Annotated in this window: 19 protein-coding genes; 8 read left to right on the forward strand and 11 right to left on the reverse strand. The window is 33.5% G+C overall.

Features of this window, described 5'->3' with window-relative positions; all coding sequences use genetic code 11:
• Nucleotides 1-179 (forward strand): T9SS type B sorting domain-containing protein (locus AB8B52_RS13720; RefSeq protein ID WP_406029132.1); only part of this gene is annotated, 179 nt, incomplete at its 5' end.
• An 8-nt stretch (nucleotides 180-187) separates the two neighbouring features.
• The gene (locus tag AB8B52_RS13725) at nucleotides 188-1,207 is read left to right on the forward strand and encodes a type IX secretion system membrane protein PorP/SprF (RefSeq protein ID WP_406029079.1); all 1,020 of its coding nucleotides are present in this window, start codon (nucleotides 188-190) and stop codon (nucleotides 1,205-1,207) included.
• Between the two features lie 49 nt (nucleotides 1,208-1,256).
• Here AB8B52_RS13725 and AB8B52_RS13730 read toward each other — a convergent pair whose 3' ends face one another.
• The 3 genes from AB8B52_RS13730 to AB8B52_RS13740 are packed head-to-tail and all read right to left on the reverse strand — an operon-like array spanning nucleotide 1,257 to nucleotide 3,999.
• The gene (locus tag AB8B52_RS13730; RefSeq protein ID WP_406029081.1) at nucleotides 1,257-2,435 is read right to left on the reverse strand and encodes a vWA domain-containing protein; all 1,179 of its coding nucleotides are present in this window, start codon (nucleotides 2,433-2,435) and stop codon (nucleotides 1,257-1,259) included.
• 6 nt (nucleotides 2,436-2,441) lie between these two features.
• The gene (locus AB8B52_RS13735) at nucleotides 2,442-2,963 is read right to left on the reverse strand and encodes a rhodanese-like domain-containing protein (RefSeq protein WP_406029083.1); all 522 of its coding nucleotides are present in this window, start codon (nucleotides 2,961-2,963) and stop codon (nucleotides 2,442-2,444) included.
• 4 nt (nucleotides 2,964-2,967) lie between these two features.
• Nucleotides 2,968-3,999, reverse strand: coding sequence for an SIMPL domain-containing protein (locus tag AB8B52_RS13740; protein ID WP_406029085.1), 1,032 nt, complete (start codon nucleotides 3,997-3,999; stop codon nucleotides 2,968-2,970).
• Between the two features lie 309 nt (nucleotides 4,000-4,308).
• Here AB8B52_RS13740 and AB8B52_RS13745 point away from each other — a divergent pair, with 309 nt between their 5' ends.
• Both AB8B52_RS13745 and AB8B52_RS13750 read left to right on the forward strand, forming a co-directional pair.
• The gene (locus AB8B52_RS13745; RefSeq protein WP_406029087.1) at nucleotides 4,309-6,495 is read left to right on the forward strand and encodes a histidine kinase; all 2,187 of its coding nucleotides are present in this window, start codon (nucleotides 4,309-4,311) and stop codon (nucleotides 6,493-6,495) included.
• Nucleotides 6,496-6,570: 75 nt separating this feature from the next.
• Complete coding sequence (locus AB8B52_RS13750) at nucleotides 6,571-7,305, forward strand: LytR/AlgR family response regulator transcription factor (protein ID WP_406029089.1); 735 nt, start codon at nucleotides 6,571-6,573, stop codon at nucleotides 7,303-7,305.
• A 397-nt stretch (nucleotides 7,306-7,702) separates the two neighbouring features.
• Here AB8B52_RS13750 and AB8B52_RS13755 read toward each other — a convergent pair whose 3' ends face one another.
• Nucleotides 7,703-7,960 (reverse strand): hypothetical protein, encoded by a 258-nt coding sequence (locus AB8B52_RS13755; RefSeq protein WP_406029091.1) that lies wholly within the window; start codon nucleotides 7,958-7,960, stop codon nucleotides 7,703-7,705.
• Nucleotides 7,961-8,089: 129 nt separating this feature from the next.
• Nucleotides 8,090-8,881 carry a DUF2797 domain-containing protein gene (locus AB8B52_RS13760; RefSeq protein WP_406029093.1) on the reverse strand — a complete coding sequence of 264 codons (792 nt, stop codon included), beginning with the start codon at nucleotides 8,879-8,881 and terminating at the stop codon, nucleotides 8,090-8,092.
• Nucleotides 8,882-8,997: 116 nt separating this feature from the next.
• Here AB8B52_RS13760 and AB8B52_RS13765 point away from each other — a divergent pair, with 116 nt between their 5' ends.
• Both AB8B52_RS13765 and AB8B52_RS13770 read left to right on the forward strand, forming a co-directional pair.
• A complete protein-coding gene (locus AB8B52_RS13765; protein ID WP_406029095.1) occupies nucleotides 8,998-10,515 on the forward strand; it encodes a GH3 auxin-responsive promoter family protein in 1,518 nt (505 codons plus the stop codon).
• Nucleotides 10,516-10,915: 400 nt separating this feature from the next.
• Nucleotides 10,916-11,407, forward strand: a complete 492-nt coding sequence (locus tag AB8B52_RS13770) for a hypothetical protein (protein ID WP_406029097.1) — start codon at nucleotides 10,916-10,918, stop codon at nucleotides 11,405-11,407.
• 182 nt (nucleotides 11,408-11,589) lie between these two features.
• Here AB8B52_RS13770 and clpX read toward each other — a convergent pair whose 3' ends face one another.
• The 6 genes from clpX to AB8B52_RS13800 all read right to left on the reverse strand — a co-directional run bounded on the left by clpX (nucleotide 11,590) and on the right by AB8B52_RS13800 (nucleotide 17,355).
• Nucleotides 11,590-12,819, reverse strand: coding sequence for an ATP-dependent Clp protease ATP-binding subunit ClpX (clpX, locus tag AB8B52_RS13775; protein WP_406029099.1), 1,230 nt, complete (start codon nucleotides 12,817-12,819; stop codon nucleotides 11,590-11,592).
• 159 nt (nucleotides 12,820-12,978) lie between these two features.
• Entirely contained in the window at nucleotides 12,979-13,653 is a 675-nt protein-coding gene (locus AB8B52_RS13780; protein WP_406029101.1) for a ClpP family protease, read from the reverse strand.
• Between the two features lie 285 nt (nucleotides 13,654-13,938).
• Complete coding sequence (tig, locus tag AB8B52_RS13785; RefSeq protein WP_406029103.1) at nucleotides 13,939-15,261, reverse strand: trigger factor; 1,323 nt, start codon at nucleotides 15,259-15,261, stop codon at nucleotides 13,939-13,941.
• Between the two features lie 232 nt (nucleotides 15,262-15,493).
• Entirely contained in the window at nucleotides 15,494-15,850 is a 357-nt protein-coding gene (locus AB8B52_RS13790; RefSeq protein WP_406029105.1) for a phage holin family protein, read from the reverse strand.
• A gap of 22 nt (nucleotides 15,851-15,872) precedes the next feature.
• Nucleotides 15,873-16,634, reverse strand: coding sequence for an alpha/beta fold hydrolase (locus tag AB8B52_RS13795; protein WP_406029107.1), 762 nt, complete (start codon nucleotides 16,632-16,634; stop codon nucleotides 15,873-15,875).
• A gap of 7 nt (nucleotides 16,635-16,641) precedes the next feature.
• Entirely contained in the window at nucleotides 16,642-17,355 is a 714-nt protein-coding gene (locus tag AB8B52_RS13800) for a pyridoxine 5'-phosphate synthase (protein WP_406029108.1), read from the reverse strand.
• 90 nt (nucleotides 17,356-17,445) lie between these two features.
• On the opposite strand from AB8B52_RS13800, the gene AB8B52_RS13805 reads away from it, so the two are divergent.
• Both AB8B52_RS13805 and AB8B52_RS13810 read left to right on the forward strand, forming a co-directional pair.
• Nucleotides 17,446-18,102, forward strand: coding sequence for an acetoin utilization protein acuB (locus AB8B52_RS13805; protein ID WP_406029110.1), 657 nt, complete (start codon nucleotides 17,446-17,448; stop codon nucleotides 18,100-18,102).
• 2 nt (nucleotides 18,103-18,104) lie between these two features.
• Nucleotides 18,105-18,983: an NAD kinase gene (locus tag AB8B52_RS13810; protein ID WP_406029112.1), complete on the forward strand. Its 879-nt coding sequence runs from the start codon at nucleotides 18,105-18,107 to the stop codon at nucleotides 18,981-18,983.
• Nucleotides 18,984-19,024 lie beyond the last annotated feature (41 nt).

A 19,024-nucleotide genomic window follows, 5' to 3' on the forward strand; every position in this document is an offset into this window, starting at 1 on the left:
ATATATTTGACCGTTACGGAAAGCTATTAAAGCAATTAAGTCCCACCGGAACAGGTTGGGATGGTACCTTTAATGGCAGTATGATGCCAACGAGTGATTACTGGTTTACAGTAGAGTACACCGAGCCAGGCACCACAGAACGTAAAGAATTTAGAGCCCATTTCACCTTGAAACGATAAAAAAAATTATGAAATTGAAACACTATTGTTTAGTAGCATTTATAGCTTTTTTGACAAACTTTAGCTTTGCTCAAGAAGGTATTCCTATTTATTCTGATTATTTAACAGATAATTATTATTTAATTCATCCATCAATGGCAGGTGTTGCCAACTGTGCTAAAGTAAGGTTAACGGCAAGACAACAATGGTTTGGTGTTGATGATGCACCAAGTTTACAAACTATCAGTATGAATGGGCGTATAGGTGATTCTCCTGTAGCTATTGGAGGAATTCTTTTTAACGATTCTAACGGTTTTCATTCAACAGTTGGAGGTTATGCTACATTTGCATATCATTTAATGTTTTCTCGAAATGAGATTGATTTAAATATGTTATCATTCGGACTAAGTGCTGGATTTTTACAGTACAATTTGGATGAAACAAGTTGGTTGGTTCCTGGAGCTCCTCTTGATGTTGCTGTTGGTGGTATCAACCAAAGCGCAACTAATTTTAATATGGATTTCGGTTTTTCTTACCATTTTATTGATTTTTATGCACATTTTACGGCAAAAAATATTTTAAATAATGATGGTATTAACTATAACAGAAATGGTAATGAGTTTGAATTTAGAAATCTAAGAACGTATTTACTATCTTCTGGATATACCTTTAGTCAGTTTGGTAGTGATTGGAGTTACGAACCTTCCATAATGTATATGTATAGAGATGCTACGCAAGAATCGTCAATAGATATTAATGCCAAAGTTTACCGAGAAATGGATTTTGGAAAAGTTTGGGGTGGATTATCCTACAGACGTAGTTTAGATGGAGCGGAATTTCAAGACGGAACAGGCATTAGTAATCAGAAATTACAATACATTACACCATTCTTAGGTGTGGATTATAATAATTTTGTATTTGCATATACATATTCGTATCAGGCTAATACGGTTAATTTTAATACAGGTGGTTTTCATCAATTAACACTTGGTTACAACTTTAATTGTAGACGAGCTAAGTACGAATGTAACTGTCCTGCAGTAAACTAAAACAAATAAAAAGGCTCAATTAAAATTGAGCCTTTCGTTTTTTTTGAGCTTATTCCCATTTGTAATTTTTCTTTTTAGCCTGAGCTTTTAAAGCTTCAATCATGGCATTTTCTAAATTATTAGATGCAGAACTACTTTGTTCAGCAACATAATTGCGACGTTTTAAGTTTAATGCTGCAATAGTATCTTGAAGTTTTTTACGCGCTTTAGCTTTCATATCGACATAAGATTTAATTTCAGCTTTCGATTTTCCTTTTAATTCTTTAGGTAATTCTTTTTCTTCTAAATCATCATAAGAAAAACCAGTTTCTTTTTCGGCATCCACCAAATCCCAAGAGCTATTTTTATATAAACGCGAACTTTTACTAACCGTTCTACTCACAGCATTCGCCTTATTGTAGCTCATAGCATTAGCATCTTGTTCTGCTTGCATTTCCATTTTATCTCTACCAGCAGAGCCATAGGCTACGTAGGTTTTATTCAATTTTACATTAAGTTCTAATATTTTATCATCGTAAGGAGATGCGATATGAATGGTTGCTTCATTATGATTAATCGCCATATAATTGCCATGTGTTAAATCAGCTCCATCTTTCCATAAGGTTGAAATTCCTAGATTGTAATCTCCACAAAATATCGTGTTAACGGTAATATCATTTGTATGTGCTAATTTTGATGCGTCTTTATAGTTGACATTACCTTGTGAATAAGCCTCATTCCCAGCAATAAAAATTAGCTTTAAATCATTTTTATTTTCGCCCCAGTTTAATTGGTTTAAGGCTGTTTTAATTACTTTACCACAAAATTCGTTACCACCATTTGTCGTTAAGGAAAATAATGATTTTGAAATTTCATCTAAATCGTCGCTAAACCCAATAACTTGTCTTAAATAGCCTTCATCTGCGTTTAAATTGTCATTGCCATATTCATATAATGCTATTTTTAAATTAGGATTTTCATCTTCGCATTTGGCATAAGATAATTCATTAACAATCTTCCAGAGTTGCGCTTTAGCTTGGTCTATTAAACCGTCCATACTATTACTGGTATCTAAAAGTAAAGCGACTTTTATTTCGGGTGATTCGGATGTTTCTGATTTCGAATGTGTTTCAATAACGGTCTCTGCAAGCAATACATCAGTCGTTGTCGGTTTCTTGGTGTTCGCATTGCAAGCCATTAAGGTTGATAAGCTTATCGCGATGATTAAGGATTTCAATTGTGTTTTCATAATATGTTATTTTTTTGAATTCGTTTGTAATGGGATTTGAGTTTCAAGTTCATTTAAGTAGCCTTTCAATTCATAAATATTTTTGTAACCATAACCATATAAGTTTATAAATGTGGGAATGTTTAAGGCGAGTCTTCGATATTTATTTAAAAGTGAACGTTTTTTACTATCGAAATTATTATTACAATAAATTAAAATGCGAGTGGTACGATCTGGAATAATATTATTTAATTTTTCTTCTGTAAAATCTGAAAAATTTAAATGAATGGCACCTTTAATATGAATGTCATCATAAGCTTTTTTAGAGCGTGTATCGAGAATGATAGTATGTGGCTGTTTACTATAATTATTAAAAGTAGCTTCATCAATTAAGCGTGTTTCTCTGTAAGTTTTTAAACTATCACTTAATGCTACAAAACCGTTATAATTGATTTTATCCAATGTGATGACCTTCTGTTTTTGAGCAAACCCAAAGGTCATTGACCCAATAAATATTATAATAATTGAAAGTGTTTTTAAGGCGTTCATCGTCCTAATTTTTAGTGTTCAATTCTTTTACATCGATCGTGCCATTCGGTGATATCACATAATATTTGTGATCTATTTCAGTTTTTACAATGGGTGCCGCAACTTTTTCTTTAGGCTTAGGAGTAAATACTAATTTCATATTCATACCAACTTGAACTACTGGTTCTAAAATAGAAGGGTTAATCACTACATCATAGTTTTCGTAAGTTAAAGGTTGGTAATAGTAAGACGTCTGTTTTTTGGCTGTAGTGACACCTTCTTTTTTATCCAAAGCTTCAATAGAAGTGCTATTATACGCTTGATAACTTTGGTAAAAATCTTTTGGAAAATAGCAGTACTTGTCATCTGCAATAGCTACAGTATAATCGTCCATATCGAATCCTAAAAGTGTATAATAGGCTTTCTTCTCATCAATTAGTTTTAATAATTCATCTTGAAGGTTTTTGTATACCTCTTGAATACTTTCAATATAATAGTCCACCTTCACCAAATTATAAACTTCACTTTTAGCACAAGCCTCTAAGATGGTTTCAAATTGATTAGTTTTGGTAAATTGAATATGAATATTTTGTTGCAGCTCAAAGCCTTTAGGAACTTCTGTGTAGGTTTTGCTAAAGAGTTTTTTAGTGACTTCAACTTCGTAAATAGGAATAAAAGAAATCACATCAATAGCAATGTCGGTATTGGTGATGCCTTTGCGTTTTAAGCGCGTTTTAATACTATCTATGCGAAGCTTCATTAATTGATTGGTGTTTTCTGCAGATGAACCCATTTGCGAAACATTAAATATGGCAGTATAGGTAGTTGCACTTGTATTTTGAAGCGCTTTTACATCAATACTCAACACATTACTAGGATACAATACCTTTTGCACTTGCTGTTGCACTGTGGGATTGTAAATTTGGGCATTTCCTGAAGCTAAAATATTTTGCCGAGAAATATCTTGGGTAATTTCATTGTAGTTACCTCTGTGTTGTGCTGAAATCTGACTACTATAAAATATAATTAAGAGTAGCGTTAAATTGAATCTTTTCATGTTTTTGTTTTTCTGTTGTTAAAAAAATAGTTCGATTTTAATAATCTCATTTGGAGACTTCTCAGTGATTGCTTTGCGCATCAACTCTTTATTCTATGTTGCTAAAAGCAAAGCGATCTTAAGTCTTTAATTGATGTGTAAAGCTCTGTTTAAAAAAGAAGTAGAAAAAACCAGAATGCGTAACGTGCTACTTTGAATGAGTAAAGTGCTTCATATGTTTAGTAGCCATGGCGTTTTGCTACAATAAATGAGTTCAATTTTAGATACTGCATTTTTTGAAACCAAATAAAGTATGTAAGTTTATACCAAATGGATTTAAAATTGGCTGTGAACACGTATATAACAAACCGAATTATAATATTATTTTTTCTAATAGGAGGTGTCTCCTTTGGTCAGAATAACAACTCAGACAAAAGAGCTGATGCGGCCGTATTTACCATACGTGGCAGTGTGTACGATAAAGATTCGTTTACACCTTACAAGAATGTAGAGATTTTGGTGAATGGAGGAAAATATACACGCACTAACTTTGACGGTGGGTTTAGTATCAATGCTAAAATAGGTGACGAACTTATTATAAGACATGATGATTTTGAGACTATCTATCATATTATTGATTCTAATGAGCGCATTACTATAGAAGTGGTAGATTCCCAAAAAACAAGTCGAAGTGTAAGAAATAAAACAAGTTTTGATCGCTTTAATAATATGATAGATTCTGCGGATGTCTATCTTAAAAAAGATGCAGAAAAAAGTCTAAAGTTTATAGGTGATGCGTTGAATGTAAATGTGAATACTACGCAAAGTGCAGAAGCACATGAGTTATTGGGTGATGTGTATAGACATTGGAAACAGTATGATTTGGCCATTTCAGCATATAAAATTAGCCTTCAAAATGTAAAGCGACCGTCTGCACAACTGAAACTGGCAAAGGCCTATCTTAATAGTGGCGATTTTGAGACCAGCATTGTTAACTATAAAGCTCTTGACCAAAAAAAATTAGCGAACTATGATAAAACGATTTGGTTTGAAGGTATCGGTGATGCGTATTTAAAAGCGAAAAACTTTACCGAAGCCATCGAAGCCTATCAAGAGGGTTTAAAAGTGGCAAAAAAACATCTTATCGCACCAAAGGTCACGGATTTAAATTCTAAAATAGCACAGGTCTATAGTGACCAAGGTCAGACAAATAAAGCCAAAGGTTATTTCAATAATTCTCTTAATTTGGCTAAAAAGGAGAATAAAAAACGTGCTGTTGAAGAGCAAGTGAAAGTGGCTGAGTTCAATAATATGAACGAAGATTACGAAAGTGAAATCGTGCTAAGAAAGCGAGCGATTGAAGGCATTAAGGCTATTGAAAGAGATTCCATCATTTCTAATGAAAGTCCAATAACGTCTCAGAAGCAGAATTATAAAATTGGTACGGCTTATTATTTGCAGAATAATTTTGATGAGGCTATTCCTTATTTAGAGAAGAGTAAGGCGGAAGCTGAAGAAAAGGAAGATTTAGACGTTAAAATGGATGCTACTCGCAAATTGTCTGAAGTTCACTTAAGATCAGGAAATACAGAAAAAGCAATTGAATATAATGAAGAATTTACAATTGTTGTGGATGAGTTGTATGCAAAAAAGGTACAAGAAATATCTAGAGCAGCACGTTTTAGTCGAAATTTAGCCGAACAACAAAACAGAATTACCTCTTTAGAAAGTGATCGCGAGTTGTCTAAAAGTAAATATGAATTAACCCAAGAAAAAAATAAAAGTCAGCAGGTTATTATTTACTCCTTAATTGGTGGTCTAATCTTACTTTTAATTACAGGTTATTTAATGTTTAAATACATTAAACAACAGCGTTTGGCAAATAATTTATTGGCTTTAAAATCCTTACGAAGCCAAATGAATCCGCATTTTATCTTCAATGCTTTAAATTCTGTAAACACCTTTATAGCGACTAATGACGAGCGTACAGCCAATAAATATTTATCTGATTTTTCGCAACTGATGCGTTCGGTATTAGAAAATAGTGAAGAAGATTTTATTCCATTAAAAAAGGAAATTGAATTACTAAACTTATATACTAAGCTCGAACATTTTAGATTTCAAGATAAGTTTGATTATGCAATTGATGTCGATGAAATGATTGATGTTGAAGAATTTCAGATTCCACCGATGTTACTGCAACCCTATATTGAAAATGCGGTTTGGCATGGCTTACGCTATAAAACAGAAATAGGACATTTACAAATCCATATTCAACCTAAATCTAAAGATGAAATTACCATCACCATTTCAGATAATGGCATCGGAAGAGCACGTTCTAAAGCTTTAAAAACAGATCATCAGAAAAAACAAAATTCAAAAGGAATGAACAATATTAAAAAACGTGTAGCTATTTTGAATGAAATGTATAAAGACAAAGTAGATGTAACCATTGCTGATTTTCAAGATTTGGAAGATGCAGGCACCAAGGTTGTTGTAACATTAAAAAAGGATTAAAAAATAGCATGAAGCTTGAATGCGGAAGTTGTAAGAAACTTCATGCTTCAAACTTCGAGCTTCAAACTAAAACTCATGAAACTAAACGCCATCATAGTAGAAGACGAAGAAAACAGCAGAATAATTCTTAGGAATTATATCACCAAGTATTGTCCTAATATTTCAATTTTGGGCGAGGCGGCTAATATTGAAGAAGCGCTGGTTTTAATTCGGAATAATGATTTAGATGTCGTCTTTTTAGATGTAGAGATGCCTTATGGCAATGCCTTCGATTTGTTAGACAAAGTTGGTGATGTTAATTTTGAAACCATCTTTGTAACGGCTTACAATCATTATGCTATAGAAGCTTTAAATGCGCATGCTTCGTATTACTTAATGAAACCCATTTCTATTGACGAGTTAATAAAAGCAGTCGATTATGTTACTGAAATTAGAACGAAGGAAGATGCCCTTCAAGATCAATTACTAGTGCCAAAAACCAATGCTGTAAACGGCAAAATTACCATTCCACAGCAAGATGGATTTGAAGTGATTGAAACGGCAAATATTATGTATTGCAAAGCCGATGACAATTACACAGAAATCTTTCTCAACACTAACAAAAAGAAACTCGTTAGTAAGACCTTAAAATATGTTGAAGAAAGTTTAAAGGATGCTAATTTCGCTAGAGTCCACAAAAGCTATTTGGTCAATGTCAATGAAATTGTAAAATACGTTAAAGGGAAAGGAGGTAGCGTCGTTTTGAGTAACGGAAAAGAAATTATGGTATCTGCTTCTAAAAAATCGGATTTATTGTCTTACTTTAAATAATAAAGTCGATTTAAAATCGAAAAACGTTGGCGATGTCATAACTAACCAGCTACTTAGTGTTAGTCAACGAGCATCGGTAAAACTGCTCTGGTCACTGAGCGTAGTCGAAGTGACAATAGTAAAAAGAACCAAAACTATTTAATAAAGAGTATCACAAAAGATGACTACCAGCACATACTCCCATTTTAAAAACAAGCTAGAAAAATATCACTGAGCGAAGTCGAAGTGACTATCATAAAAGAAACCCTAAATATTCAGAAAGTGCTTAAGATATAGTGTAAGTCGAGATTTGGTTTTCAGACCTTTCAGGTTTTCAAAACCTGAAAGGTCTTGGTCATGAGTTTATGATGTTTTATTAATCACAGTAAAATTAAACACCCAAAACAGATATCAATAACTACTCACCTCTAAACTTTTCATTCTTAGCTTCAACATAAATAGGATCCACAGGACGGTCCTCATAAAAATGCTCAAATGTTTTATCTGTTTTATAGTTATCTCTTAAAACTTTATAAACGGTAATTGCTAAAAATATTTGACCGATAACCATAAGGTAAAATACCCAAGCAAAGGCAAAGTTTAAGGATGCCATAATAGTTATGGTCACTAAAATAAAGGTCGTAAAGGCAAGATATGTAATTGGCGAAATTTTCATAAGACATTCTTTATTTTTGTTTAAAAATAACTAACTTCCTTTAAACAAAATAAATTTTAACGCAATGCTAACATCATGCTTTCAAGTTATCGCCAAGTTAGCGCGCGTCTCCGACAAGTGCTGAAATATCTAAATAGCTAACTCAACAACCGATCCTTCATTAGAACGCACATTAAAAACCGTATTATCTTCAAAAATTAAATATTGCCCTTTAATACCTACTAATTTTCCGGAATACTTAGGAGTTTTACTCAAATTAAGACTTTTTGGTTTTTCAGGATAGTGTTCAACAGGAAATTTTAAATGCGTTTCCGTATTGGTATCAATAAAATAAGGCAAAGCCTCTACAGGAATATAGGTTTTCAATTTGTTTCGCCATTCCAGAAGATTTTCATCTTCAACATCATTTTTCAACATTTTTCGCCAATTGGTTTTATCTGCTACATAATCCTTTAAGGCAACTTCTGTAATACCAGCCAAATAACGGTTAGGCACTTCCACAATTTCTAAGGCTTCGTGTGCACCTTGATCTATCCAACGTGTTGGCACTTGTGTTTTACGAGTTACACCAACTTTTACATTGCTAGAGTTCGCCAAATACACAATGTGCGGTTGTAGCTGTACTTTCTTTTCGTAGTCTAAATCGCGATCTTCTTTATCTAAATGTGCGGTGCTTAATTCTGGTCGCATAATCCAATCGCCAGCAAAAGGCTTATCAAAAAAGCAACTTTTACAAAAACCTTGTCGGTAAATAGGTCGGTCCAATTTGCAGCTTAAACATTGATGTCCAACCAATTTTAGTTCAATAGGTTTGTTTAAGAGTTGATTCATATGAATAAAATCAGTTTCAAAGACCAAATAGTATTGAATCGGTTCTAAAAACTCTGTTTGCATTTTAGTAAGCACACCTTTATAAACCATAGAAGAATTTTAGTAAATTTAACTTTTCAAATTTAAAAAACTAAATCTGAAAAAGAGTTGAATGCCTAAAATGAATTACTGCCAAATGCCGTTTAACGGCTAAAGATAATTACGCTATGCCAATTCCTATTGTAAATTCTATTGCCTCATGGTTTTTAAAAAAACGCTTTCATCAGATTGAGTTGTTTTTAAAATACCCAAACGAGGTACAGAACGAATTGCTTTTTAGTCTATTAAAAATAGCAAAGGATACTGAGATTGGTAAAAAGTACGACTTCAATTCTATAAAAACCTACAGTCAGTTTTGCGAACGCATTCCCATAGTAAATTACGAAGAATTTCAACCTCTAATAGAACGGTCTCGTAATGGAGAGCAAAATATTTTTTGGCCAAGTACTATAAAATGGTTTGCCAAATCTAGTGGCACCACTAACGCTAAAAGTAAGTTTATCCCTGTAAGTACTCAGTCTCTTGAAGATTGCCATTATGCAGGAGGAAAAGATTTGTTGTGCATGTATCTCAATAATAATGAAGATTCCCAGATGTTTACTGGTAAAAGCTTACGACTTGGTGGCAGTAAGGAACTTTATAAAGAAAACGGTACGGCATTTGGCGATTTAAGCGCCATACTTATAGATAATATGCCGTTTTGGGCAGAATTTAGTTCTACACCTAGCAGTAAGGTATCCTTGATGAGCGATTGGGAAGCTAAAATGGGAGCTATTGTAGATGAAACGATTAATGAAAATGTGACTAGCTTAACAGGTGTGCCCTCTTGGATGCTCGTTCTACTTAATAATGTTTTAGATAAAACAGGAAAAGACAGCCTTTTGGACATTTGGCCAAATCTCGAAGTTTATTTCCATGGAGGCGTTAGTTTTAATCCGTATGTGGATCAGTATAAAGCGATTTTGCCATCTCATAAATTTAAATATTACGAAATTTACAACGCATCTGAAGGCTTTTTTGCCATACAAGATCGCAATCAATCTAGTGATTTATTGTTAATGCTCGATTATGGTATTTTCTATGAATTTATTCCTATGGATGGTTATGGTACGGCAGACCAACGTATTATTCCTTTAGGCGATGTGCAGCTCAATACCAATTATGCGGTAGTGATTACCACTAATGCCGGATTGTGGAGATACAAAATTGGCGATACCATACGTTTTGTAAGTTTAAGTCCACACAGAATTAAAGTTTCTGGCAGAACAAAACACCACATTAATGCGTTTGGAGAAGAGTTAATTATAGAAAATGCAGAAATGGCTTTGAAGCGGGTTTGTAAACGCATTTCTGCAGAAATTGTAGATTACACAGCCGCTCCTATATTTATGGAAGGCAAAGAAAAAGGAGCACACGAGTGGATTATTGAATTTAAAACTCCACCAGAACAGATGTCTTATTTTGAAGAGCTGTTTGATAATGCCTTAAAATCCTTAAACTCAGATTATGAAGCCAAGCGGTTAAATAATATGACTTTGACAAAGCCTAAAATTCATAGTGCCAGACCAAACTTGTTTCACGATTGGTTAAAGGAAAATGACAAGCTTGGTGGGCAGCACAAAGTGCCACGATTATCTAACTCGAGAGCTTACGTAGAGGAATTACTGCGTCTTAATAACAGATAAAGGCGCATATGAAGTTGATTCATAATTTGCACAAAACCATATGAACGGTTCAACCATAAAAGCAACATAAAAAAGCTTTATAACGATAATCACTATGAGTTTATCCAATAAATAAAGTGAATTGGCTTTACAAAGACTGAAGCCTATATCTTAGTTGAAAATTAATGTGCTATTAATTCTTACAATGACTTAATGTCATTACATATATTGCCTGCAATATTATTTTAATTAATCCCTAACAACAAAACCACAATTTCTAATATTGAAATTGTGGTTTTTTATGTGTTAAAGTTTGAACATACTTCGAGTTACATGTCTTAAGCTATCTTATTTATTTTTAATTTTATAGAAATGAACCTATATCAAGCATTTATTTTTTCTTATACTTTTAGTTACTTTAATGGCTTGCGACACAAGTGATGATTGCCAAGGAGTAGATTGTTTGCCAGAAGCCACACAAACTGGTGCTGGAACCTTTGGCTGCTTAGTTAATGGAGAGCCCTTTGTAGATAATAGCGGTAGTTTTAATTGCTATTATCAATTTAACAATGGGAATTACTATTTTAACATATCAGGTGAGTTTAATTCTAAGGTCCCTTTAATTATTTCTTTAGCGACAAATGGGCTTGCAATATCTTCAAATAGTTCATACCAATTATTAGATGAAAGTCAAGGTAATTTTTATGCTGAAGTTACTTTTGATAACAATCCGCCAACATTTCTTAATGATAATACTACTGATAATAATAATTCAGGGTTGATAACAATAGATCAAATTGACTACACTACGAATATAGTGTCTGGTACTTTTAGTTTTGAAATAGTAGATGAAGAAAATGGTAAGGTTTATACTATTTCTGACGGTCGCTTTGATTCCTTTTTTACACAATAAGTTAAAGAAAAAAAACCCAACGGCAAATGGGCTTAAAAATGAATAAAGAGTCACATAAAAATTAACCTTTAAACACTTATCAAATTTATACAAAAGCGAATGAGTCTTATTTTTCACTAAAAAAACCACAATTTCTAATATTGAAATTGTGGTTTTTTTAATGTATTAAACTCTAATAAGATTTAAGACACAGCCTTCAACTTTTTCAAAGTCGATTTATTCAATCGATCTTCAGCATAAGTTTTAGTAACGTTAAATTTAGTTTCACCAGAGCCTGGCAAATCAAACATAGCTTGGGTGAGGATTTCCTCGCAAAGCGAACGTAAACCACGTGCACCAAGTTTATATTCAATGGCCTTTTCTACAATATATTCTAATGCACCATCAGTAATGGTTAGTGCCACGTCATCCATTTCAAACAACTTTTTGTATTGTTTAATGATGGCATTTTTAGGCTCTGTTAAAATAGCTCTTAAGGTTTTGGCATCCAGCGGATCCATGTGTGTCAGTACAGGTAAACGACCTATAATTTCTGGGATGAGCCCAAAATCTTTTAAATCTTTAGGAATAATGTATTGTAAAATATTGTCTTTATCTACACTATCGGTATTGATAGAGCTATAACCAATGGCTTGCATGTTTAAGCGTTTGGTAATGACACGTTCAATACCATCAAAAGCACCACCTGCAATAAATAAAATATTTTCAGTATCCACTTCAATAAACTTTTGGTCTGGATGTTTACGACCGCCTTTTGGTGGCACATTTACAACCGTACCTTCTAAAAGTTTTAGTAAAGCTTGTTGTACACCTTCACCAGACACATCTCTAGTAATAGATGGATTATCACTTTTACGTGCAATTTTATCAATTTCATCTATAAAAACGATGCCACGTTGTGCTTTTTCAAGATTGTAATCTGCGGCTTGCAATAAACGGGTTAAAATACTCTCTACGTCCTCACCAACATAACCAGCTTCTGTAAGCACTGTGGCATCTACAATAGCTAGAGGTACGTTTAGCATTCTGGCGATGGTTTTGGCCATTAAGGTTTTACCTGTACCAGTCTGCCCAACCATAATGATGTTACTTTTTTGTATTTCAATATCATCATCTGTTGGTGGTTGTAATAAACGTTTGTAGTGGTTATAAACTGCCACAGCCATGACGCGTTTGGTATATTCTTGTCCTATAATATAGTCGTCTACAAAAGCTTTAATTTCTTTAGGCTTTCGTAACATTAATTCTGCACTTAACTCTGAATTACCAGATTGTTTAGATTCTTCTATAACAATACCGTGTGCTTGTTCAATACAACGATCGCAGATATGTGCATCTAAGCCTGCTATAAGCAAGCTAGTTTCTGGCTTTTTTCTACCACAAAATGAACATTCTAATTCTTCTTTTGCCATAATTTTTAATTGATGTCATTCTGAACGTCGTGAAGCATCTTTAACCTATTAAAGACATTTCGTCTAGCTTAGCTAGCTACCTTTATGCAAAATATATTTTGCTTTCGGTAATGCTCAATGTGACCGTATAAATAATTTATTAGTCGTAAGTAATTAAGATTACTTGCGTTTTAAAACTTCGTCAATCATGCCGTAATCTAAAGCTTCTTGTGAACGCATCCAATAATCACGATCCGAATCTTTTTCGACTTGCTCAATGGTTTGTCCTGAGTGATTTGCGATAACGGCATACAACTCTTCTTTTACTCTAATGGTTTCTTTTAATGCAATTTCCATATCACTTAATTGCCCTTGTGTTCCACTACTTACTTGGTGAATCATGACGCGAGAATGTGTTAAAGCAGAACGTTTGCCTTTTTCACCAGCACATAATAATACCGCTGCCATAGAAGCTGCAATACCTGTACAAATTGTAGCCACATCTGGCTTTACAAACTGCATGGTATCATAAATGCCTAGACCTGCATATACGGATCCTCCTGGTGAGTTGATATAGATCTGAATATCTTTAGAAGCATCTGTACTTTGTAAGAATAATAATTGTGCTTGTATAATATTTGCCACATGGTCGTTAACACCTGTGCCTAAAAATATAATACGATCCATCATTAAACGCGAAAACACATCAAAAACAGCAATGTTCATTTGGCGTTCTTCAATAATGTTTGGTGTCATGTTTGAAGGATACATGCTCTCTATAATCTTACTGTAATAATTGCTATTTATGCCTTGATCTTTTGTTGCAAATTTTTCAAATTCTTTTCCGTAATCCATATTAATTTTAATTCTTTTAATTAATTTTTTTAAAGTCTTTTCTAGTCAGATTAAAGGTATCGCTCAAATTCTTCGGATAGAAGCATTTCGACGGTGTTTAATGAGACAGATTCTGTGATCCTGAAACGAGTTCCGCACGTTTTTGATTTATGAAGTATAAATCCAAAAACAAAAAGCGTAAAACCATTCCGTTTTACGCCTTAAAGATACTAATTATTTTTAGGTTTCCGTTTTCACGAAAATGACATTTTAAGGTTTTAAGGCAAAGCCTTAATAGTTATAAAATTAACTATAAAATTCTTTTACAAAATCATCGTAAGTGATATCTTTAGTCTTAATATTTGCTTCTGTCTTGTATAAGTTTAATAATTTCTGACTTATTAACTGCTCAGACATACGCTTCACTTCTTCTTGATTTCCTAAAATACGCGCTGCAATATCTTCTAATTCTTTTTCCGAAGGATTTAATTGTCCAAACTGTGCCATTTGTCCTTTAATCATCTCCATGGAGTGTGCTTTTAATTCATCAAACTGCACTTGAAGTTTATGATCTTGAATTAATTTACCTTCAATCAATTGGTAACGCATGCTTTTTTCGGACTTTTCGTATTCCTCTTTTGCTTGCTCTTCGGTCATTTGCTCTTCACCTGCATTTTGCATCCATTTTTGAAGGAAGCTTGCTGGTAAATCAAATTTTGTGGTTTCAATTAAATTTTCAGTAACATCATTTAAAAGTTTCTGATCACCTTGCTGTGCAAATTGCTTTTCAGAATCTTCTTTTATTTTTCCTTTTAATTCACTTACAGAAGTCACATTCCCTTTTCCGAATAACTTATCAAATAACTCTTGATCTAAGTCGGCTAATTCACGCTCATTAATTTCTGTAATGGTAAAATTGACGTCTATCTCTAAACCATGCGCATCGTCATGTGGTACTTTTAACGCATTCATTAAATCATGATCGTCGTTAAATAAACCTTTTGTTTTTAAAGCAATCACATCACCAACTTTAGCGCCTATAAATTTCTTAGGATTTGTTTTTCCTTTCAGCTTATCTAAGGTCAACATGGTAGAATTGTCGATCTCTTTTTCTTCGTTGGTAAACGTTCCTGTAATTTCTGAAGCTTTAGTGACTTCGTTTTGAGAAACGATTTTACCATATTGCTTCTGGATGCTTTCTACCTGCTCATTAATCATTTTGTCATCAGCCACAATATTATAATGTGTAATGGCTTTTTTACTTTTTAAAGCGACATCAAATTTTGGTGCTAAACCCAATTCGAATTGAAACGTGAATGATTCAGCATCCCAGTTTAAATCGTCTTGCGCTTTTGGTAACGGATTTCCTACAACGTCTAGTTTCTCTTCAACTAAATATTTACCAAGCGCATCTTGTAGTAATTTATTGACTTCGTCAACTAAAACGGCTTTACCGTATTGCTTTTTTACCATTCCCATAGGTACATGACCTTTTCTAAAACCAGGAATGTTGGCAGACTTACGGTAATCTACTAAGATTTTTTCTACTTTATCGCTGTAATCTTCTTTAGCGATATCCACTTTTACAACTGCATTTAATGCATCGATGTTTTCTCTTGTAATATTCATTGTTTTGAAACTAAAATTGGGCTGCAAAAATACAATATTTTTTGCAACCCAACAATAGTTTTAAGCCTTTGGTTTAGATGCCAATTTAAACATGAGATGATGTCATCAAACTTGCTCATTTCCTGTGCTGTTTTCTTGTTCATAATTTCGGTAACTAAGGCTATGAAAATAGATGATAGCGTCATAGAACAAAAAAGCAACTTCATTTTCTCTACGACACTTTAAATTTAATTTAGTCTGAGTTGCTTTTCTTGTCTTTAAATACAAAATAAAGCATTGATCTTAGAATGGATAATAACAAACTAAATAGCAGTGCTGTAAACAAACCATCGACATAAAAACCATCGACTAGTTTGTTTGCTAACAGAATTATCGATGCATTGATGATGAGCAGAAATAGACCTAATGTAATTATGGTTATTGGTAAAGTAAGAATAACCAATAACGGTTTTACAACCGTATTTAATACTGAAATTACAATGGCAACGATTATAGCAATGCCATAACTATCTACTTTAACACCGTCGAGTATATGTGCTAAAATAAAGACTGCAATTGCGTTGAGTAAGAGTTTGATTAATAAATTCATTTGTGTATACTTTTGCTACAATTTAAACAAAATTAATCACAGCCTCATAAAAATCTTTGGGATTTTCAGCATGTAGCCAATGGCCAGCATTAGAAATCGTTATAATTTCTGAATTAGGGAAATGTCTTTTTATGATAGATGCATCTGCTTCGCCAATATATTCGGAACGATCTCCACGTAAAAACAAGGTGTCTTTATTAAAAGTAGCATGTATTGGCAAGGCTTCACCAACTTCTGATACATTTTCTTTTAAAGCGTCTAGGTTGATGCGTAAGCCGAGTTGTCCTTTTTCTACCCAATATAAATTTTTGAGTAAGAACATGCGTGTGCCAGCGTCGTGCACATAATTACTTAAGGCTTTGTCGGCTTCACCACGGCTTTTTAATATTGTAAAATCGAGATGACTTAAACCGTCTAAAATCGCATCATGATGTACAGGATAATAACGAGGTGAGATATCAGCGACCATCAGTTTTTGAACCAGCTCAGGATATTTTGCAGCAAAAAGCATGGCTGTTTTTCCACCCATGGAATGCCCTAATAAATTGATATCCTTTAAGTTGTTGGTATCACAATAGTGTTTTAAATCTTCTGCCATTAATTCGTAATCAAAGGCTTCAGAATGAAAACTACGACCATGGTTGCGTTGGTCTACGAGATGTATTTCAAAATTAAGCTCAGAAAATTGTTTGGCTAGCGTTTTCCAATTGTCTCCCATACCTAAAAATCCATGAAGGATAATGAATGGTTTTCCTTCGCCTATAATGTTTGAATATAAATCCATTTGCATTTTATTTCAACTTGTCTAAATACTTACCAATAACATGCTCAACTCCCTTGTATAAACTTTCGGCAATTAGGGCATGTCCGATAGATACTTCCAATAAACCTGTGATGTTTTCTTTGAAGAATTTAATGTTGTCTAAAGATAAATCATGGCCTGCATTAATACCAAGTTGCATCGTGTTTGCTAAACCTGTACATTCCATATATGGGTTTATGGCATCTTTGTTTCCCAGACTGTATTGATGTGCAAAGGCTTCGGTATAAAGTTCTATGCGGTCTGTTCCTGTTGCTTTTGCACCTTCAATTTGATGTAAATCTGGATCCACAAATATGGATGTTCTAATCCCATTATTTTGAAACTCTTTAATCACATCTACCAAAAACGCTTTGTGTTTTATAGTGTCCCAACCAGCATTAGACGTAATGGCATCAACAGCATCTGGTACTAAAGTTACTTGTGTCGGTTGAATTTTTAAAACCATATCTACAAATTTAGGTATCGGATTACCTTCTATATTGTATTCCGTATATACTTCAGATTTTAAATCGTAAGCATCTTGGTAACGAATATGGCGTTCGTCTGGCCTTGGATGTATCGTTATACCTTCGGCACCAAAACGCTGCACATCTTTAGCAAATTGAACCACATTTGGTACATCACCTCCACGACTGTTTCTTAGCGTGGCAATCTTATTTATATTAACACTTAATTTAGTCATTTTATTAGGTTTTGAGTTACAAAAATACAAACATGGGCACACCTTTTATGGTTATTTTTGATTAATTTGCAACTTATTTAATTGGATACAATGGAGCTTCAAAATTTTGTAATTAACGATATCAAACCACTCAGTATGACTGATAAGGTGAGCGATTTAAAATTGCTATTTAATCAGTTAACCTATTCGCACATTCCGGTGTTGAAAGATGGTGTTTATATGGGATGTATTTCAGAGACGGACGCACATTGTTTTGAAAGTGCCATTACCTTAAGCGACTGTAATTATGCTATTGAAGGCTTTTACGTGAGGCCAGCTACTAATTGGTTAGATGTGTTAGAAGCATTTGCTCAAAACGATTCTAATATCATGCCCATATTAGATCAAAACAACACGTATCTTGGTTATTATGAGCTAAATGATATTATGCATTTATTTAACGAAACGCCATTTTTTGCAGAACCTGGTGCTATTTTAATTGTTGAAAAAGGAATTCATGATTACTCATTTAGTGAAATCAGCCAAATTGTAGAATCTAATGATGCTAAACTTTTAGGAGCTTTTATTTCTAAAATGGATAGTGATTTGGTGAGGGTAACCATGAAAATTGGTAATGGAAGTATCAATGATGTAGCGCACACGTTTAGACGCTATAGCTATATTATTATTGCCGGAAATGAGGAAGATTCATATATCGAAAGTTTAAAAGAACGTTCTAAATACCTCGATAAATATTTAAATATGTAATGATGAAGGTAGCGGTATATGGACAGAATTATGTAAAGGAAACGACTCAAAAAGCGGTTCAGCAACTTTTGAATTTTTTGTTGTTAAAAAATGCTGAGGTCTTTTTTGAATCTGAGTTTATAAAAACACAGAATGAAGCCATCCTAAATAGTTCTGAAGTACAAACATTTGAAACGCTTGATTCTAGTTATGATTTATTAATTAGTGTTGGTGGAGATGGCACTATTCTCAGAGCTGTAACGTACGTAAGTGATTTAGGGATTCCTATTGTAGGTATCAATACAGGTCGTTTAGGCTTTTTAGCAACTATTCAAATAGATGAGATTCAAACGGCATTAACGGAAATTTTTAATGGTGATTATAAAATTTCAGAACGGTCTTTATTGAGTGTATCGACTAATCCTGAACATAGTGATATTGTGAATACCAACTTTGCGCTCAATGAAATTGCGTTAAGTAGAAAAAACACTACCTCTATGATTACGGTTGAAACACATCTCAACGGTGAATATTTAACCTCATATTGGGCAGATGGTCTTATTTTATCGACACCTACAGGTTCTACAGGATATTCCTTAAGTTGCGGAGGACCAGTCATTGCACCTGATGCTAAGAATTTTGCACTGACACCAATTGCTCCTCATAACTTAAGCGCACGTCCTTTGGTCATTCCAGATAATACAACAGTAACGTTAAGAGTTAATGGTCGGGAAGATCAGTTTTTAATGTCATTAGACTCTAGGATTGTAACCTTAGCGAATACAACAATTGTTACGGTAAAAAAGGCAGATTTTGTTGTGAAAATGGTGGAATTATTAGATGAAACCTTTCTTGCAACACTAAGAAAAAAACTGCTTTGGGGCGAAGATCGACGTAACTAAAGGCAAATGATACAATAAATACCTTCAAAATTTGTTTATCT

It is taken from the genome of Winogradskyella sp. (assembly GCF_045105575.1).
Taxonomy (GTDB): domain Bacteria; phylum Bacteroidota; class Bacteroidia; order Flavobacteriales; family Flavobacteriaceae; genus Winogradskyella.